The sequence below is a fragment of the Enterobacter sp. CRENT-193 genome (assembly GCF_002787395.1).
Lineage (GTDB): Bacteria > Pseudomonadota > Gammaproteobacteria > Enterobacterales > Enterobacteriaceae > Enterobacter > Enterobacter hormaechei_C.
In genome coordinates this window covers 1,316,323-1,331,014 of record NZ_CP024812.1, presented here as the reverse complement: position 1 = coordinate 1,331,014, position 14,692 = coordinate 1,316,323, and the positions used below count along the sequence as shown (strand labels likewise).

At 55.4% G+C, this 14,692-nt stretch carries 14 protein-coding genes; 6 read left to right on the top strand and 8 right to left on the bottom strand.

Annotated elements, in window-relative coordinates:
- Positions 1-140: 140 nt before the first annotated feature.
- Positions 141-1,265: a cell division protein ZapE gene (gene zapE, locus CU081_RS06570; RefSeq protein ID WP_022651925.1), complete on the bottom strand. Its 1,125-nt coding sequence runs from the start codon at positions 1,263-1,265 to the stop codon at positions 141-143.
- A 189-nt stretch (positions 1,266-1,454) separates the two neighbouring features.
- On the opposite strand from zapE, the gene zapG reads away from it, so the two are divergent.
- From zapG to degS, 3 genes are all read left to right on the top strand, one after another.
- Positions 1,455-1,853 carry a Z-ring associated protein ZapG gene (gene zapG / locus CU081_RS06565; protein WP_003860432.1) on the top strand — a complete coding sequence of 133 codons (399 nt, stop codon included), beginning with the start codon at positions 1,455-1,457 and terminating at the stop codon, positions 1,851-1,853.
- Positions 1,854-2,023: 170 nt separating this feature from the next.
- A complete protein-coding gene (degQ, locus tag CU081_RS06560) occupies positions 2,024-3,391 on the top strand; it encodes a serine endoprotease DegQ (RefSeq protein WP_022651926.1) in 1,368 nt (455 codons plus the stop codon).
- A 92-nt stretch (positions 3,392-3,483) separates the two neighbouring features.
- Positions 3,484-4,551, top strand: coding sequence for an outer membrane-stress sensor serine endopeptidase DegS (degS, locus tag CU081_RS06555; protein WP_003860430.1), 1,068 nt, complete (start codon positions 3,484-3,486; stop codon positions 4,549-4,551).
- A 51-nt stretch (positions 4,552-4,602) separates the two neighbouring features.
- Here the strand turns inward: degS and mdh are convergent, their stop codons facing one another.
- On the bottom strand, positions 4,603-5,541 hold the full coding sequence (mdh, locus tag CU081_RS06550) for a malate dehydrogenase (protein WP_003860429.1): 939 nt from the start codon (positions 5,539-5,541) through the stop codon (positions 4,603-4,605).
- Between the two features lie 397 nt (positions 5,542-5,938).
- On the opposite strand from mdh, the gene argR reads away from it, so the two are divergent.
- Together argR and yhcN are read left to right on the top strand one after the other, a co-directional pair.
- A complete protein-coding gene (gene argR / locus CU081_RS06545; RefSeq protein ID WP_003860428.1) occupies positions 5,939-6,409 on the top strand; it encodes a transcriptional regulator ArgR in 471 nt (156 codons plus the stop codon).
- A 378-nt stretch (positions 6,410-6,787) separates the two neighbouring features.
- Positions 6,788-7,051 carry a peroxide/acid stress response protein YhcN gene (yhcN, locus tag CU081_RS06540; protein ID WP_003860426.1) on the top strand — a complete coding sequence of 88 codons (264 nt, stop codon included), beginning with the start codon at positions 6,788-6,790 and terminating at the stop codon, positions 7,049-7,051.
- 59 nt (positions 7,052-7,110) lie between these two features.
- Here yhcN and CU081_RS06535 read toward each other — a convergent pair whose 3' ends face one another.
- The 5 genes from CU081_RS06535 to aaeX form a co-directional block, all read right to left on the bottom strand.
- The gene (locus CU081_RS06535; RefSeq protein WP_032645688.1) at positions 7,111-7,383 is read right to left on the bottom strand and encodes a barstar family protein; all 273 of its coding nucleotides are present in this window, start codon (positions 7,381-7,383) and stop codon (positions 7,111-7,113) included.
- Positions 7,384-7,428: 45 nt separating this feature from the next.
- Positions 7,429-8,883: an NAD-dependent succinate-semialdehyde dehydrogenase gene (locus CU081_RS06530; RefSeq protein WP_022651928.1), complete on the bottom strand. Its 1,455-nt coding sequence runs from the start codon at positions 8,881-8,883 to the stop codon at positions 7,429-7,431.
- Between the two features lie 86 nt (positions 8,884-8,969).
- Positions 8,970-10,937 (bottom strand): p-hydroxybenzoic acid efflux pump subunit AaeB, encoded by a 1,968-nt coding sequence (aaeB, locus tag CU081_RS06525; protein WP_003860418.1) that lies wholly within the window; start codon positions 10,935-10,937, stop codon positions 8,970-8,972.
- A 5-nt stretch (positions 10,938-10,942) separates the two neighbouring features.
- Positions 10,943-11,875 (bottom strand): p-hydroxybenzoic acid efflux pump subunit AaeA, encoded by a 933-nt coding sequence (gene aaeA, locus CU081_RS06520; protein WP_003860417.1) that lies wholly within the window; start codon positions 11,873-11,875, stop codon positions 10,943-10,945.
- 7 nt (positions 11,876-11,882) lie between these two features.
- Positions 11,883-12,086: a p-hydroxybenzoic acid efflux pump operon protein AaeX gene (aaeX, locus tag CU081_RS06515; protein ID WP_003860416.1), complete on the bottom strand. Its 204-nt coding sequence runs from the start codon at positions 12,084-12,086 to the stop codon at positions 11,883-11,885.
- Positions 12,087-12,265: 179 nt separating this feature from the next.
- On the opposite strand from aaeX, the gene aaeR reads away from it, so the two are divergent.
- On the top strand, positions 12,266-13,192 hold the full coding sequence (aaeR, locus tag CU081_RS06510; RefSeq protein ID WP_003860415.1) for an HTH-type transcriptional activator AaeR: 927 nt from the start codon (positions 12,266-12,268) through the stop codon (positions 13,190-13,192).
- 49 nt (positions 13,193-13,241) lie between these two features.
- On the opposite strand, the gene tldD is transcribed toward aaeR, so the two are convergent.
- Positions 13,242-14,687, bottom strand: coding sequence for a metalloprotease TldD (gene tldD, locus CU081_RS06505; protein WP_003860414.1), 1,446 nt, complete (start codon positions 14,685-14,687; stop codon positions 13,242-13,244).
- Positions 14,688-14,692: the final 5 nt, after the last annotated feature.

Sequence of the window (14,692 nt, the reverse complement as noted above, 5' to 3'; positions counted from 1 at the left end):
GGGGTCGCAAGATTATAGAGAAGTTGAGGTCAAAGATCGACCCTTAAATGTGATTTGGAATGGGTTTTTCGGGGTTGCGTACTGTGCGGTCTGGTGCCCTCACCCCCAGCCCCTCTCCCACGGGGAGAGGGGAGCATTTATTACGGCATATGCTCACGCTTGAGGTACTCTTCGCTCTGCATCTCTTGCAGGCGCGACAGGCAGCGCTGGAACTCAAACTTCAGGCGCTCGCCCTGATAGATCTCATATAAAGGCACCTCGGCGCTGACCACCAGCTTAACGTGGCGCTCGTAAAACTCATCTACCAGCGCGATGAAGCGGCGCGCTTCGCTCTCCATGAGTGGGGTCATAACGGGTACATCCCACAACATAACGGTATGGAACAGACGTGAAAGCGCAATGTAGTCATGCTGGCTGCGGGCGTCCACGCAGAGCGTTGCAAACGAGACGGCCAGCGTCTGGTTCTCTACGCCAAGCGTCGACAACGGGCGATGATTAATCTCCAGCGCTGGCGCCTTATCCCGCGGCGCCCCTGCCAGCGCCAGCCACAGTTTATCCATCTCGCTGGCTGTGTCGGCGTTCAGCGGTGAAAGCCACAGGTGCGCCTGCGTTAATGTGCGCAGACGATAATCGACGCCGGCATCGACATTCATGATGTCGCAGTGCTGTTTAATGGCATCTATGGCTGGCAGGAAACGCGCCCGCTGAAGACCATTGCGATAAAGCTCATCCGGCGGGATATTTGAGGTCGCCACCAGGGTGATCCCACGCGCAAACAGCGCTTTCATGAGGCCCCCCAGCAGCATGGCATCCGTAATATCGGAAACAAAGAACTCGTCGAAGCAGAGCACGTCCGTTTCCGCCTTGAAGCGATCGGCCACAATCTCCAGCGGGTCGGTTTCGCCCTGGAGCGCAGTCAGCTCTTCATGGACCCGCAGCATAAAACGGTGAAAGTGCAGACGCTGCTTACGCGTGCCGGGCAGGCTCTGGTAGAACATGTCCATCAGCCAGGTCTTACCCCGCCCAACGCCACCCCACATATATAATCCACGAACCGGTGCGTTTACCGTGGGCTCTTTTTTGCCCAGTAAACGGCCGAATGCCGCCTTCAGCCCACTGCTCTGCACCGCATCGGCGGGTTTCGCCAGAATTTCCTGATAAATCGTGTCCAGGCGGTTAACCGCTTCACGCTGGACATCATCCGGCTGGTGTGTGCCCTCGCTCAGGGCCAGTTGGTAACGCGATGAAGGGGACAGGTTTTGCATGATGTTGTTGTTATTCCTTTAGTTAAACCTCACCAGCGCGCGTGGCTGATGAAAAAAAGGCCGTTCTACACTACGCGATGATACGTCAGGATTCCACTTCTGCGGAAATAGCGGTTATAGTGGCATAATCAGGCACAGGCAGGAGCCGAGCCAACACCCTACGGAACAACAAGACAACGGGAGAAGTTCATGACCTGGGAATATGCGCTAATCGGTTTAGTCGTCGGCATCATCATTGGTGCTGTGGCCATGCGTTTCGGTAACCGCAAATTGCGTCAGCAGCAGTCACTGCAATACGAACTGGAAAAGAACAAAGCCGAACTGGAAGAATATCGCGAAGAGCTGGTCAGCCACTTTGCCCGTAGCGCTGAGCTGCTGGACAACATGGCGACAGATTATCGCCAGCTCTACCAGCACATGGCGAAAAGCTCCAGCAGCCTGCTGCCGGAAATGACCGCGGAGACCAACCCCTTCCGCAATCGTCTGGCTGATTCTGAAGCCGGTAACGATCAGGCTCCGGTTCAGATGCCACGCGACTATTCAGACGGCGCGTCCGGCCTGCTGCGCGGTGGCGTAAAACGCGATTAATCGCACAACCTGAATAAATTTTACGGGCGCACCTTATGCGCCCGTCCTTTCTTCCCGTCCCCAGCTATTATTTAGTCAAACACCTCATTGTTCAGCGGTTGAAAATTCAATAACATCAAGATGTTTTTGGGGCCGTTCTTTTTCATTCCAGGATACGAGAGTCAGCATCGATGAAGAAAAAAAACCAGCTGTTGAGCGCCTTAGCGTTAAGTGTCGGGTTATCTCTCTCGGCGTCCTTCCCCGCCAGTGCGGCACTGCCTTCGCAGGTGCCTGGACAAGAAGCCATTCCCAGCCTTGCGCCGATGCTTGAAAAAGTCCTGCCTGCGGTAGTCAGCGTTCAGGTGGAAGGGACGGCACGCCAAAGCCAGCGTATTCCCGAAGAGCTGAAGAAATATTTTGGCGAAGACGCGCCGGATCAGCAGGCTCAGCCGTTTGAAGGTCTGGGCTCAGGGGTGATTATCGACGCGGCTAAGGGCTATATCCTGACCAATAACCACGTGATCAGCCAGGCCGATAAAATCAGCGTTCAGCTGAACGATGGCCGGGAGTTTGACGCCAAACTGATCGGCGGTGACGATCAGAGTGATATCGCCCTGCTACAGGTACAAAACCCCAGCAACCTGACCCAGATCGCCATTGCTGATTCCGATAAGCTGCGCGTCGGTGATTTTGCTGTCGCGGTCGGTAACCCGTTCGGCTTAGGCCAGACCGCCACCTCCGGAATTGTCTCCGCCCTGGGGCGCAGCGGCCTGAATCTCGAAGGGCTGGAAAATTTCATCCAGACCGATGCCTCCATCAACCGGGGCAACTCCGGCGGTGCGCTGCTTAATCTGAACGGTGAGCTGATCGGCATCAACACCGCTATCCTCGCGCCAGGCGGCGGCAGCATCGGGATTGGTTTTGCCATTCCGAGCAACATGGCGAAAACTCTGTCTCAACAGCTGATTCAGTTTGGCGAGGTTAAGCGCGGTCTGCTGGGCATCAAAGGCATGGAGATGAGCGCCGATATCGCCAAAGCCTTTAAGCTCAACGTCCAGCGCGGGGCGTTTGTCAGCGAAGTGCTGCCCAACTCAGGCTCTGCGAAAGCGGGCGTGAAATCCGGTGACGTTATTGTCAGCCTGAACGATAAACCGCTGAGCAGCTTCGCTGAATTACGTTCGCGTATTGCCACCACGGAGCCTGGCGCTAAAGTGAAGCTGGGCCTGATCCGCGAGGGCAAACCGCTGACCGTGGAAGTGACGCTGGACAAGAGCACCTCCTCTTCCGCCAGCGCAGAACAGATCTCCCCGACTCTACAGGGCGCTACGCTGAGCGACGGTCAGCTTAAAAACGGCACGAAAGGCATTTCTGTCACTACCGTTGAGAAGAGCAGCCCGGCCGCGCAGGCAGGTTTGCATCAGGACGACGTGATCGTGGGCGTGAACCGTACTCGCGTGCAGTCTATTGCCGAAATGCGTAAGGTGCTGGAGAGTAAACCGGCAGTCATTGCCCTGCAAATTATCCGTGGCAACGATACCCTCTACATTTTACTGCGTTAACCATTTGCAACTCCGGGCATCGCCGCTGCGTGTGATGTCCGGATAACTCATGTTATGCTGCAAACCGTTCCTTTTTTAACGACACACGCATCATGCTTTTAAAGCTCTTTCGTTCAATTGTCATTGGTTTGATCGTTGCCGGTCTGCTGCTGGTGGCTATGCCATCTTTACGCCAGTTCAACAAACTGTCGGCTCCTCAGTTCGACAGCACGGATGAAACGCCTGCGACGTACAATCAGGCGGTACGCCGTGCCGCCCCCGCCGTGGTTAACGTCTATAACCGCGGGCTTAACAGTTCTGCTCATAACCAGCTGGAGATCCGCACGCTCGGTTCCGGTGTGATCATGGATGACCGGGGCTACATCATCACCAATAAACACGTCATTAACGATGCCGACCAGATTATCGTCGCCTTGCAGGATGGCCGCGTGTTTGAAGCCCTGCTGGTGGGGTCGGACAGCCTGACCGATCTGGCGGTGCTGAAGATCAACGCCACCGGCGGTCTGCCGACTATCCCGATTAATCGCAAACGAACGCCGCATATCGGCGATGTGGTACTGGCGATCGGTAACCCGTATAACCTGGGCCAGACCATCACTCAGGGGATCATCAGCGCGACCGGTCGAATCGGCCTGAACCCGTCAGGGCGGCAGAACTTCCTGCAAACCGATGCCTCGATCAACCACGGTAACTCCGGCGGTGCGCTGGTGAACTCTCTGGGCGAACTGATGGGCATTAACACCCTCTCCTTCGACAAGAGCAACGACGGCGAAACGCCGGAAGGGATTGGCTTTGCCATTCCATTCCAGCTGGCGACCAAGATCATGGACAAGCTGATCCGCGATGGCCGCGTGATCCGTGGCTACATCGGTATTGGTGGGCGTGAAATCGCACCGATGCATACGCAGGGCGGTGGTATCGATCAGATCCAGGGGATTGTGGTCAACGAAGTGGCGCCTGGCGGCCCGGCGGCCAATGCAGGTATCCAGGTGAACGACGTTATCCTTTCCGTCAACGGTACGCCAGCGGTCTCTGCGCTGGAAACCATGGACCAGGTGGCTGAGATTCGCCCGGGCTCCATCATCCCTGTTGAAGTCATGCGTAATGACAAGAAGCTGACGATCCAGGTCACCATCCAGGAATACCCGGCCACTAACTGACGGGCATAAAAAAACGGAGCTTAGCGCTCCGTTTTTTTTACCGGGACAAGATCACTTGTTAACGAACTCTTCGCCCAGCGTGATGTCTTTCTTCAGCGTATCCAGCATGCCTTCCATCGCGTTTTGCTCAAACGCGCTCAGCGTGCCGATAGACTTACGCTCTTCAACACCGTTTTTACCCAGCAGCAGCGGCTGAGAGAAGAAGCGCGCGTGTTCACCGTCGCCTTCAACATAGGCGCATTCAACAACGCCTTTTTCGCCCTGCAACGCGCGAACCAGAGACAGGCCGAAACGTGCCGCCGCCTGCCCCATAGACAGGGTTGCAGAACCGCCACCCGCCTTCGCTTCCACCACTTCGGTGCCTGCGTTCTGAATGCGTTTAGTCAGGTCAGCCACTTCCTGCTCGGTGAAGCTCACGCCCGGGATCTGCGACAGCAGAGGCAGGATGGTCACGCCAGAGTGACCGCCGATAACCGGCACTTCCACTTCCGTTGGCTGCTTGCCTTTCAGCTCAGCCACGAAGGTGTTGGAGCGGATGATATCCAGCGTAGTTACGCCGAACAGTTTGTTCTTGTCGTAAACGCCTGCTTTCTTCAGTACTTCTGCTGCGATGGCAACGGTGGTGTTCACCGGGTTGGTGATGATACCGATGCACGCTTTCGGGCAGGTTTCAGCGATCTGCTGAACCAGGTTTTTCACGATGCCCGCGTTGACGTTGAACAGGTCTGAACGATCCATACCCGGTTTACGTGCAACACCCGCGGAGATCAGCACCACGTCGGCACCCTGCAACGCAGGACGCGCATCTTCACCGGAGAAGCCTTTGATTTTCACAGCTGTCGGGATGTGGCTCAGGTCAACCGCCACACCTGGGGTTACCGGAGCAATATCGTACAGGGAGAGTTCTGAGCCTGAAGGCAGTTGGGTTTTCAGTAGTAGGGCAAGCGCCTGGCCGATACCACCAGCAGCGCCGAGGACTGCGACTTTCATCCTAAACTCCTTATTATGGTTAACTTAAGTATCTGTAACTCCGTTGCGGCGACCATAATTCAGCACGTCATTAATTACAATTTTCATCGCTAAAGAATTTGAGGTCGCACGTCTTTCACCTTCACCTGAATACTATCGGGCTGTAGGCAACAACGAATTAAGAGGGGGTTACAATACACCCTGCCACGCCACCAAAACAACATCATTTTGATAACATTTAATTTACTTTTAAGGTTATTTGCGCGGCGTGACCCAGGCATGTTTTCCGATAACGAAATCTGATAAAATCTCTCCCTTTCATAACATTATTTCAGCCTGGCGTCAGGTAGATAATTTGCATAAAAATTCATCCACATGCATAATAATGTTGTTTCTATCGTCATATTCCGGGTGACTTATGCGAAGCTCGTCTAAGCAAGAAGAATTAGTGAAGGCGTTTAAAGCGCTACTCAAAGAAGAGAAATTCAGTTCTCAGGGAGAAATTGTTCAGGCGTTGCAGGAACAAGGCTTCGACAACATCAACCAGTCGAAGGTCTCTCGCATGTTAACCAAGTTTGGAGCGGTGCGTACGCGCAACGCCAAAATGGAAATGGTTTATTGCCTGCCTGCTGAACTTGGCGTGCCAACGACCTCCAGCCCGCTGAAAAACCTGGTTCTGGACATCGACTATAACGATGCCGTGGTCGTGATCCACACCAGCCCGGGCGCAGCCCAGCTGATTGCCCGCCTGCTGGACTCGCTGGGTAAAGCAGAGGGGATCCTCGGAACCATCGCCGGTGATGACACCATTTTTACCACCCCGGCAAATGGTTTCTCGGTGAAAGACCTCTACGAAGCGATTCTGGTCCTGTTCGAACAGGAGCTGTAATTGTCTGCCCCGTAGCGCCTGACTGCGGGGATCATTCTGCTGCTTCCGCGTTTTACCCTGCTTTTCTCTGCCTGCTGTTTTTGCAAATAGTGCTTTTTACCACCTGTTAACATTCATTCAGTGAATGATCTGCCGCAAAATCGCACAAAAAATCAAATTGATCTATCGCTTTGATTTAGACAAGAAAAAACCATAAACCTCGCATTGTGGCGCTCCTTTTTATGCATTCGCGTTATAAAAAATGATTTTTTTAACACGTAATAACAGGCGAAACCATTAGTCTGGTATTAATTTTTTGCGTGATTAGTGTATACTTGATTTTGTGATGAGGGTCACAGAACAAAGACCCCAGTAAAATAATTGACGAGGTAAATAATCATGAAAATTAAAACCACTGTAGCTACCCTGAGCGTACTGTCAGTCCTGTCATTCGGTGCGTTTGCAGCCGACACCATTAATGCCGAACAGGCACAATCCCGTCAGGCTATCGGGACTGTTTCTGTTGGTGCCATCGGTACGTCTCCGATGGACATGCACGAAATGCTGAACAAAAAAGCGGAAGAACAGGGTGCGTCATCTTATCGCATCATCGAAGCGCGCAGTGGCGACCACTGGCACGCTACCGCAGAACTGTACAAATAAACCCTCGTCGTATCTCATCATACGACTTGCCCCTGACCTCCCGGTCAGGGGCTTTTTTATCACTGGCGCACGTTGAAACGCAGTTGCCCTTCCAGCTCCTCCTCCGCTTCATCAAACAATAAAATCAATGCGCCAAAGCGTCTGCGCAGTTTTTCAGGCAGATGGGTAAATTCGATTTCCAGCGGTAACGGCAGCCTGTCGCCGGTAACCACATCCCACAGCATATCAAGATTGCTTACGCTGCCCCGCGCCAGGTCGAACGCCCGAATAAACTCGCGATAGAAGTCTTCCTGACTCTCAATTTCGTCAAAATCAAAGGTATAAATTTTCATTGCCAGCCACCCGGTACAGGCGGGCGGCAAATGCCGCCCTGTCTATTATAATCCCCCGATATGCAGGGTTTTAACTTCCAGAAACTCCTCCAGCCCCAGCACGGACCCCTCGCGGCCCAGCCCGGACTCTTTTACGCCCCCAAACGGACCCAGTTCGGTCGAGACCGCACATTCATTAATTCCGATCATGCCGCTCTCAATGGCCTGTGAGACGCGGAACACGCGCGAAAGATTCTGGGTATAAAAGTAGGCCGCCAGCCCGTAAGGCGTATTGTTAGCGCGCATAACCACTTCGTCTTCCGACGTGAAGCGGAAGCAGGCGGCTACGGGACCAAAGGTCTCCTCTTCTGCCAGCTTCATGCCTTCATGGCAGTCACCGAGTACGGTTGGCATCCAGAAGTTGCCGCCAAGTTCGTGCGGTTTACCCCCAGCCAGCACCGTGGCGCCCTTCGCTACCGCATCTTCGACGTGCTCACGCACTTTCTCGACAGCCGAAGGCTCAATCAGCGGGCCGACAACGACGCCGTCGTCCAGACCGTTACCCACCTTCAGCGCCTTCACCGCATCGGCAAGTTGATTGACGAACTTGTCATAGACCGTCTCCTGAATATAGAAACGGTTTACGCTGACGCAGACCTGCCCGGCGTTACGGAACTTATTGGCGATCGCGCCTTTGACGGCGGCATCAATATCCGCGTCCTCGAAAACGATATACGGCGCATTACCGCCCAGCTCCATCGATACCTTTTTCATGGTCTCTGCGGAATTGCGAACCAGCGTTTTCCCGACGGCGGTTGAACCCGTAAACGAGATTTTGCGCACGTCATGGCTGGCCATAATGGCGTCGCTAATTTCTGAGGTGCTCCCCGCGACCGCATTCAGCACACCATCCGGCACACCGGCCTGCTTCGCCAGCGTCAGCAGCGCAAAGGCGCTCAGCGGCGTGTTGTTTGCAGGTTTGATCACGCCGGTACATCCTGCTGCCAGCGCCGGGCCGAGCTTACGGGTGAGCATAGCCATCGGGAAATTCCATGGCGTGATAGCAGCAACCACCCCGACAGGTTCACGAGTGGCCAGAATACGGGAGCCAGGTTTAACCGGAGGAATGATTTCACCGTTGGCGCGCTTGGCCTGCTCGGCAAACCACTGAATGAAGCTGGCAGCGTAGTCCACCTCACCTTCAGCCTCTTTCAGCGGCTTGCCCTGCTCGGTAGTCATCAGCCGCCCGAGCCAGCTTTTGTTCTCGATAATCAGTTCATACCAGCGATAGAGGATCGCGGAACGCTCTTTTGCCGTTTTTGCGCGCCATGCGGGAAAGGCCTTCGTCGCGGCCGCAATGGCCTCTTCGGTTTCGGCTTTTCCTGCTTTCGCCACTTTCGCAATGACCTCGCCCGTGGCCGGGTTTAGCACATCAAACGTGGTGTCGAGTGTTTTCCAGATACCGTTGACCAGATACCCGGTCTGAAAAAGAATACTGTCCTGAAGAGCCTGGGTTGTCATGTGTCCTCCCTTCCTGAATGTTTGAACCTGCAAGAATAAGTATAGCCACAAAAAAACCGACGCTTTTGGCGTCGGTTTTCTCTTCGTTAGCTGTCTGTCAGCGCATTCTGGTAGCGGTGCAGCATAAACACCAGCCGCTCTACCGGCTCGGTAACCTGCGGCGGCGCTTCCCAGATCCGCAGTTTCTCCTGGTAGATATCCAGCTCTTCCAGCAGTTGCTTAAAGTAGCGGCGACGTTTGTCATCACTGGATGCCGATATCACATGGTCCGCCGTGCGCCGTAGCTGGCGGTGGAAGGCGGACAAATCGTCGTTGATCGGCACTGGCGCGTTCCGCAGACGCTGGTGCGCGATAATCATGGTTAACGCCAGGCGGAAGCGGGCGACATCGCCCGGGAATTTATTCAGCAACAGGAACAGCTGCTGATAGAGCGCCGGCAGGTGGTTCTCCTTGCGCCGCGCGGTGTTGGTGGTCAAGGACGATACGGCGGCCGATACAAACTGATTCAGCAGCACGCGCCCTGTCCGCGCCTGAGAGTTATCCCGCACCAGCAGGATCACCATCATTGCCAGGAAACAGCCCACCAGCTGACCTAGTGCGCTATCCAGGAACTGACTGAAATGGAAGGTCATCGGGTTATCCAGCACGATGATGTTAATCGTACTCGCCAGTGCGCCTAACGATCCCAGACGGCGTTTTTGTACCTCAATCCCGATAAAGAACGCCATCACCGCCAGGCTGATGCAGAGCAAAAGCATGCTTTGCTGCGTCGAGGGAATAATCACCAGGAAGTAGAGCGCGCCAATGGGTAACGCCGCAATGGTGCCGTACAGAAAATCGATCGCGACCATGCGCGGGTTGGGCAGACGCATCGCCAGCGCGGTGACGACGGCAATCATCACCATCGCGCCGCTGCCAGACGTCCAGCCGGTCCACAGCCAGAACAGCGTGCCGAGTATACAGGCCAGGGTGGTACGCCAGAAGTTAACCATCGCATGATGGCGCTCGGCGGATTCAGGTTTGATCACCACTTCGCCCTGTAACACCTCTTCTTCCGCCGCACTGATTTTGGTGTTGCTAATCACGCCGCGTTTCAGGAGCAGGTAGCGCGTTGCGGCGCCTACCCAGGTATAAATGGTGACTGGCGTATCCCGTTCTCCTGTCCACGCAATCACACGACGCATGCGTTTAAGCTGTCGATGCACGTCCTGCACCGTCTCCACAGGCTCATCAAACAGTTCGCGGAAAGTATCCGTTACCACTTCGGGGCGGGTGTTCTGAATCAGGTAGGTTTCACACGCCTGGGTGATCAGCGTTAACGAGACGGTATTGATCGCTTTCAGACGACGGTTGGCCCGCTCCCAGCGGGAAGACTCCATATTGAGGTTACTGCGCATCCCTTCCAGCGCCTGCGTGCGGCGCACCAGCGCACTCCAGGCCTTGTCGACCTCTTCGCTGTCGCCGTGCTTAATGCACAGCTGCATGAGCTGGTACTGAGCAACAATCAGCGCGTCCAGCTCACGATCGACTTCCTGCTTGATGGATCGCGGAGAGAAGAGCAGGTCTGCGACAATCGCGCAGACGATACCAATGACAATCTCGCTGCAACGTTCCACGGCGAACTGCGGAGCAAGCAGCGGTTCACTCTGAATGGTGATGATAATAATCAGCGCGGTATATCCCGCCAGACCCCAGGCGTACGAGTTCTCCACCTTCACCAGCGAAGAGACCCAGGTGCAAAAACCCGCCCAGATACAGCATACAATCAGCATCAGCAGCGGCGTGCGGATCATCAGGATGATAATGGTCAGGGCGGCGATACAGCCGATAAAGGTGCCGATAATACGCAGCATCCCGCGATAGCGAATTGCCCCGGAGTAAGGTTCGCCACCCGCCGCGAAGGCAGGACCGGCGGCGACGATCGCGGCGGTCAGAACGGCCCAGCGCGGCGTTTCAAGCTGGAAATGGAAGCCAACAAACAGCGCCAGCACAATGGCGCATGCCAGCTTCACGGCGAAGCGGATGTGCTGGCTGGCGATGGAAAAAATGCCCATAGCGATCAACCAAACTCGCGCAGGCGATGGGCGATTTGACGGAAGATAGAATCCTGGCTGGCATCACGGTCTTTTTCACCCGTGATCACCACCGTCGCCGTGGTGCCTGCGGGCCAGAGGTTGCTCTGCTGCTCATCCAGACGAATGCGTACCGGTACGCGCTGCGCCAGACGAACCCACTCGAGGTTAGAATCGACGGTCGCCATCCCTTTTGAATCATTGGTACTGCTGGAGTTGGTCACACCCGCGGCCACGCTGTCCACGGTTCCCTTCAGGACCCGGTTGCTGCCGAGCGGCGTGATTTCGGCGCGATAGCCCGGACGCACGCCTTCCAGCTTGGTCTCTTCCATATAGGCGAGGACGTAGAAAGAGTTCTGTTTCACCAGCGCCACGGCCGTAGAGCCGCGCGTGATAAACTCGCCCGCATAGACATTGAGGTTGGTCACCCAGCCATCGGACGGGGCGCGGATAACGGTACGTTCCAGATCGAGCTTCGCCAGATCGCGCGTCGCCTGCGCTTTTGCCAGCTGATGCAGCACGGTTTGCAGCACGTTATTGGACTGGTCAATCTCTTCCCGGGACATGGCCTGGATGCCCAGCTTGTTACGGCGTCCTGCTTCACGGCGTTTTTCAGAGGCCAGCGCGTTGTAATACGCCACGTCGGCTTCCGCTTCTTCCAGTGCTTTTTGATAGCGCGGCTGGTCGATGGTGAACAGCACCTGATCTTTTTTCACCAGTTGGTTATCGTGGACGTTGACTGCCGTAATGAGACCGGCGACATCGGGCGCTATCGCGACCACCTCCGCGCTGAAACGCGCATCGCGCGTCCACGGGGATTCGGTGTAATAAACCCAGGCGCGAAAAATAGCGATGAACGCCAGGATGACCAGCGCCATAGTGATGGCAGTGCGGGAGATTTTTCTTGTTAGCGTTTTCACATCAACCTCAGACAAACATGCGCGATATTAAATAGAACAGGCAGCAATACAGCGCGGTATTGAACAATGCAGGATGCCAGACGAAATCATAAATCCCGGTAGGGACCAGCACCTTGCGCACCAGCCAGAAGATCGCCAGTGATAAAAGAAGCTCGAAAAATATCGGTGGGAACGACAAACCGAACACCACGATAACGGGAAACAGACTCATGTTGACCTTGATTAAAGAGAGTGCAGGTTACTGGATTTTTAAGCTCGCGCCGCCGCAGGAGAGCAAGAATTGCCGGGCGAGAGTGGCGCAGCCGTTATGTAATTAATAATATATTAACGTAACTGTTATGCTGTTATCTATCATATGTGATCTAAATCACTTTTAAGCCAGAGTGAATAATGGAACGTCTAAAACGCATGTCCGTCTTTGCGAAAGTGGTTGAGCAAGGCTCTTTTACCGCCGCAGCACGTCAGCTACAAATGAGCGTCTCATCCATTAGCCAGACAGTGTCAAAACTGGAAGATGAGCTTCAGGTGAAGCTGCTCAACCGCAGCACCCGCAGCATCGGGCTGACGGAAGCGGGTAAAATTTACTATCAGGGCTGCCGTCGAATGCTGCATGAAGTGCAGGACGTTCACGAGCAGCTCTATGCCTTTAACAACACGCCTATCGGCACGCTGCGTATCGGGTGTTCTTCAACTATGGCACAAAATGTTCTCGCTGCCATGACGGCGGAAATGCTGAAAGAGTATCCCGGTTTAACCGTTAATCTGGTTACGGGCATTCCGGCACCGGACCTGATTGCCGATGGGTTAGACGTGGTGATCCGCGTTGGCGCGTTGCAGGACTCTAGCCTGTTCTCGCGTCGACTGGGCAGCATGCCGATGGTGGTCTGCGCTTCGAAAAGCTACCTGGCACAGTATGGCGTGCCGGAGAAACCTGCCGATCTGAGCAACCACTCGTGGCTGGAATACAGCGTTCGGCCAGATAACGAATTTGAACTGATCGCGCCGGAAGGGCTTTCCACTAAACTGCTGCCTGAAGGCCGCTTCGTCACCAACGATCCGATGACCATCTCACGCTGGCTGGTGGCCGGGGCCGGGATCGCCTACGTACCGCTGATGTGGGTGATCAACGAGATCAACAGCGGCGTGCTGGAGATCCTCTTCCCGCGCTACCAGTCCGATCCGCGTCCGGTGTACGCGCTCTATACGGAAAAGGACAAGCTGCCGCTGAAGGTGCAGGTCTGTATTAACTATCTGACGGACTATTTTGTGGAAGTGGCGGAGCTGTTTCAGGGCATGCGGGGCAGAAGGAAAGAGTAGGCTTTTCCCCTCTCCCCGTTGGGGAGAGGGTTAGGGTGCGGGGGAAAATTTACGCCGTGCCGCCCACCGTCAGATTATCTACTTTCAGCGTAGGCTGACCGACGCCCACAGGCAGGCTCTGGCCCTCTTTGCCGCAAACGCCCACGCCGTTATCCAGCTTCAGATCGTTACCGACCATGGAAATCTGCTGCATGGCCTCAATGCCGGAGCCAATCAGGGTTGCACCCTTCACCGCTTTGGTCACTTTGCCCTTCTCAATCAGATACGCCTCTGAGGTAGAGAAGACAAATTTGCCGGAGGTGATATCCACCTGACCGCCACCAAAGTTTGGCGCGAAGATCCCGTAATCAACGGATTCGATAATCTCCTGCGGCGTGGATTTGCCCGGCAACATGTAGGTGTTGGTCATGCGCGGCATCGGCAGGTGCGCGTAGGATTCACGACGGCCGTTACCCGTTGGCGCTACGCCCATCAGGCGCGCGTTAAGCTTGTCCTGCATGTAGCCTTTCAGTACGCCGTTTTCGATCAGCACGTTGTACTGGCCCGGCGTGCCTTCATCGTCGATAGAAATCGAGCCGCGACGGTCGAGCATGGTGCCATCATCCACCACGGTACACAGTTCGGAGGAGACAAGCTGCCCCATCTGACCGCTGAATACGGACGTCCCGCGACGGTTGAAATCACCCTCAAGGCCGTGACCGACCGCTTCGTGCAGCAGCACGCCAGGCCAGCCTGCGCCCAGAACCACCGGCAGCGTACCGGCAGGAGCCGCCACGGCAGACAGGTTGACCAGCGCCATGCGCACGGCTTCTTTTGCCCACGCATCCGCGCGCGCTTCGCCGTCAACGTCGCCGAGGAACCAGTCGTAGCCAAAACGACCGCCGCCACCGCTTGAGCCGCGCTCGCGCTTGCCGTCGTCTTCAACCTGCACGCTGATAGAGAGACGCACCAGCGGGCGAACATCCGCCGCCAGGGTACCGTCCGTCGCCGCCACCAGGATCAGTTCATAAACACCGGTCAGGCTGGCAGAGACTTCCTGCACGCGTTTATCCGCCGCGCGAGCCACTTTGTCCACGCGACGCAGGATGTCGAGCTTCTCTTCGCGGCTCATGCTTTGCAGCGGGTCGATGCTGGTATAGAGCGCAGCGTGCTGCACTTCACCCAGCGTTTTCACGCGACCATCTCCGGTATCACGCACAATGGTGCGCGCGGCCTGCGCGCTCTGCTCAAGTGCGGCGAGGCTAATCTGATCGGCATAAGCAAAACCGGTTTTCTCCCCGCTGACGGCGCGCACGCCGACGCCCTGGTCGATGTTGTAAGAGCCATCTTTAATGATGCTGTCTTCTAAAACCCAGGATTCGTGATAGCTCGACTGGAAATAGAGATCGCCGTAGTCGAGGCGGCGTTCGGTCAGTTGACCAAGAATGGAGAACAGGTCCTGATGGCTCAGGCCGTTCGCTGCGAGCAAATGTTCACTTACCAGGTTCAGACTCATCTATT

Coding starts and splice junctions, on each gene's coding strand:
- zapG (WP_003860432.1), top strand. CDS start 1,455: ATGACCTGGGAATATGCGCTAATCGGTTTAGTCGTCGGCATCATCATT.
- zapE (WP_022651925.1), bottom strand. CDS start 1,265: ATGCAAAACCTGTCCCCTTCATCGCGTTACCAACTGGCCCTGAGCGAG.
- mdh (WP_003860429.1), bottom strand. CDS start 5,541: ATGAAAGTCGCAGTCCTCGGCGCTGCTGGTGGTATCGGCCAGGCGCTT.
- CU081_RS06530 (WP_022651928.1), bottom strand. CDS start 8,883: ATGACAACCCAGGCTCTTCAGGACAGTATTCTTTTTCAGACCGGGTAT.
- CU081_RS06535 (WP_032645688.1), bottom strand. CDS start 7,383: ATGAAAATTTATACCTTTGATTTTGACGAAATTGAGAGTCAGGAAGAC.
- aaeX (WP_003860416.1), bottom strand. CDS start 12,086: ATGAGTCTGTTTCCCGTTATCGTGGTGTTCGGTTTGTCGTTCCCACCG.
- aaeB (WP_003860418.1), bottom strand. CDS start 10,937: ATGGGCATTTTTTCCATCGCCAGCCAGCACATCCGCTTCGCCGTGAAG.
- argR (WP_003860428.1), top strand. CDS start 5,939: ATGCGAAGCTCGTCTAAGCAAGAAGAATTAGTGAAGGCGTTTAAAGCG.
- degQ (WP_022651926.1), top strand. CDS start 2,024: ATGAAGAAAAAAAACCAGCTGTTGAGCGCCTTAGCGTTAAGTGTCGGG.
- yhcN (WP_003860426.1), top strand. CDS start 6,788: ATGAAAATTAAAACCACTGTAGCTACCCTGAGCGTACTGTCAGTCCTG.
- tldD (WP_003860414.1), bottom strand. CDS start 14,687: ATGAGTCTGAACCTGGTAAGTGAACATTTGCTCGCAGCGAACGGCCTG.
- degS (WP_003860430.1), top strand. CDS start 3,484: ATGCTTTTAAAGCTCTTTCGTTCAATTGTCATTGGTTTGATCGTTGCC.
- aaeR (WP_003860415.1), top strand. CDS start 12,266: ATGGAACGTCTAAAACGCATGTCCGTCTTTGCGAAAGTGGTTGAGCAA.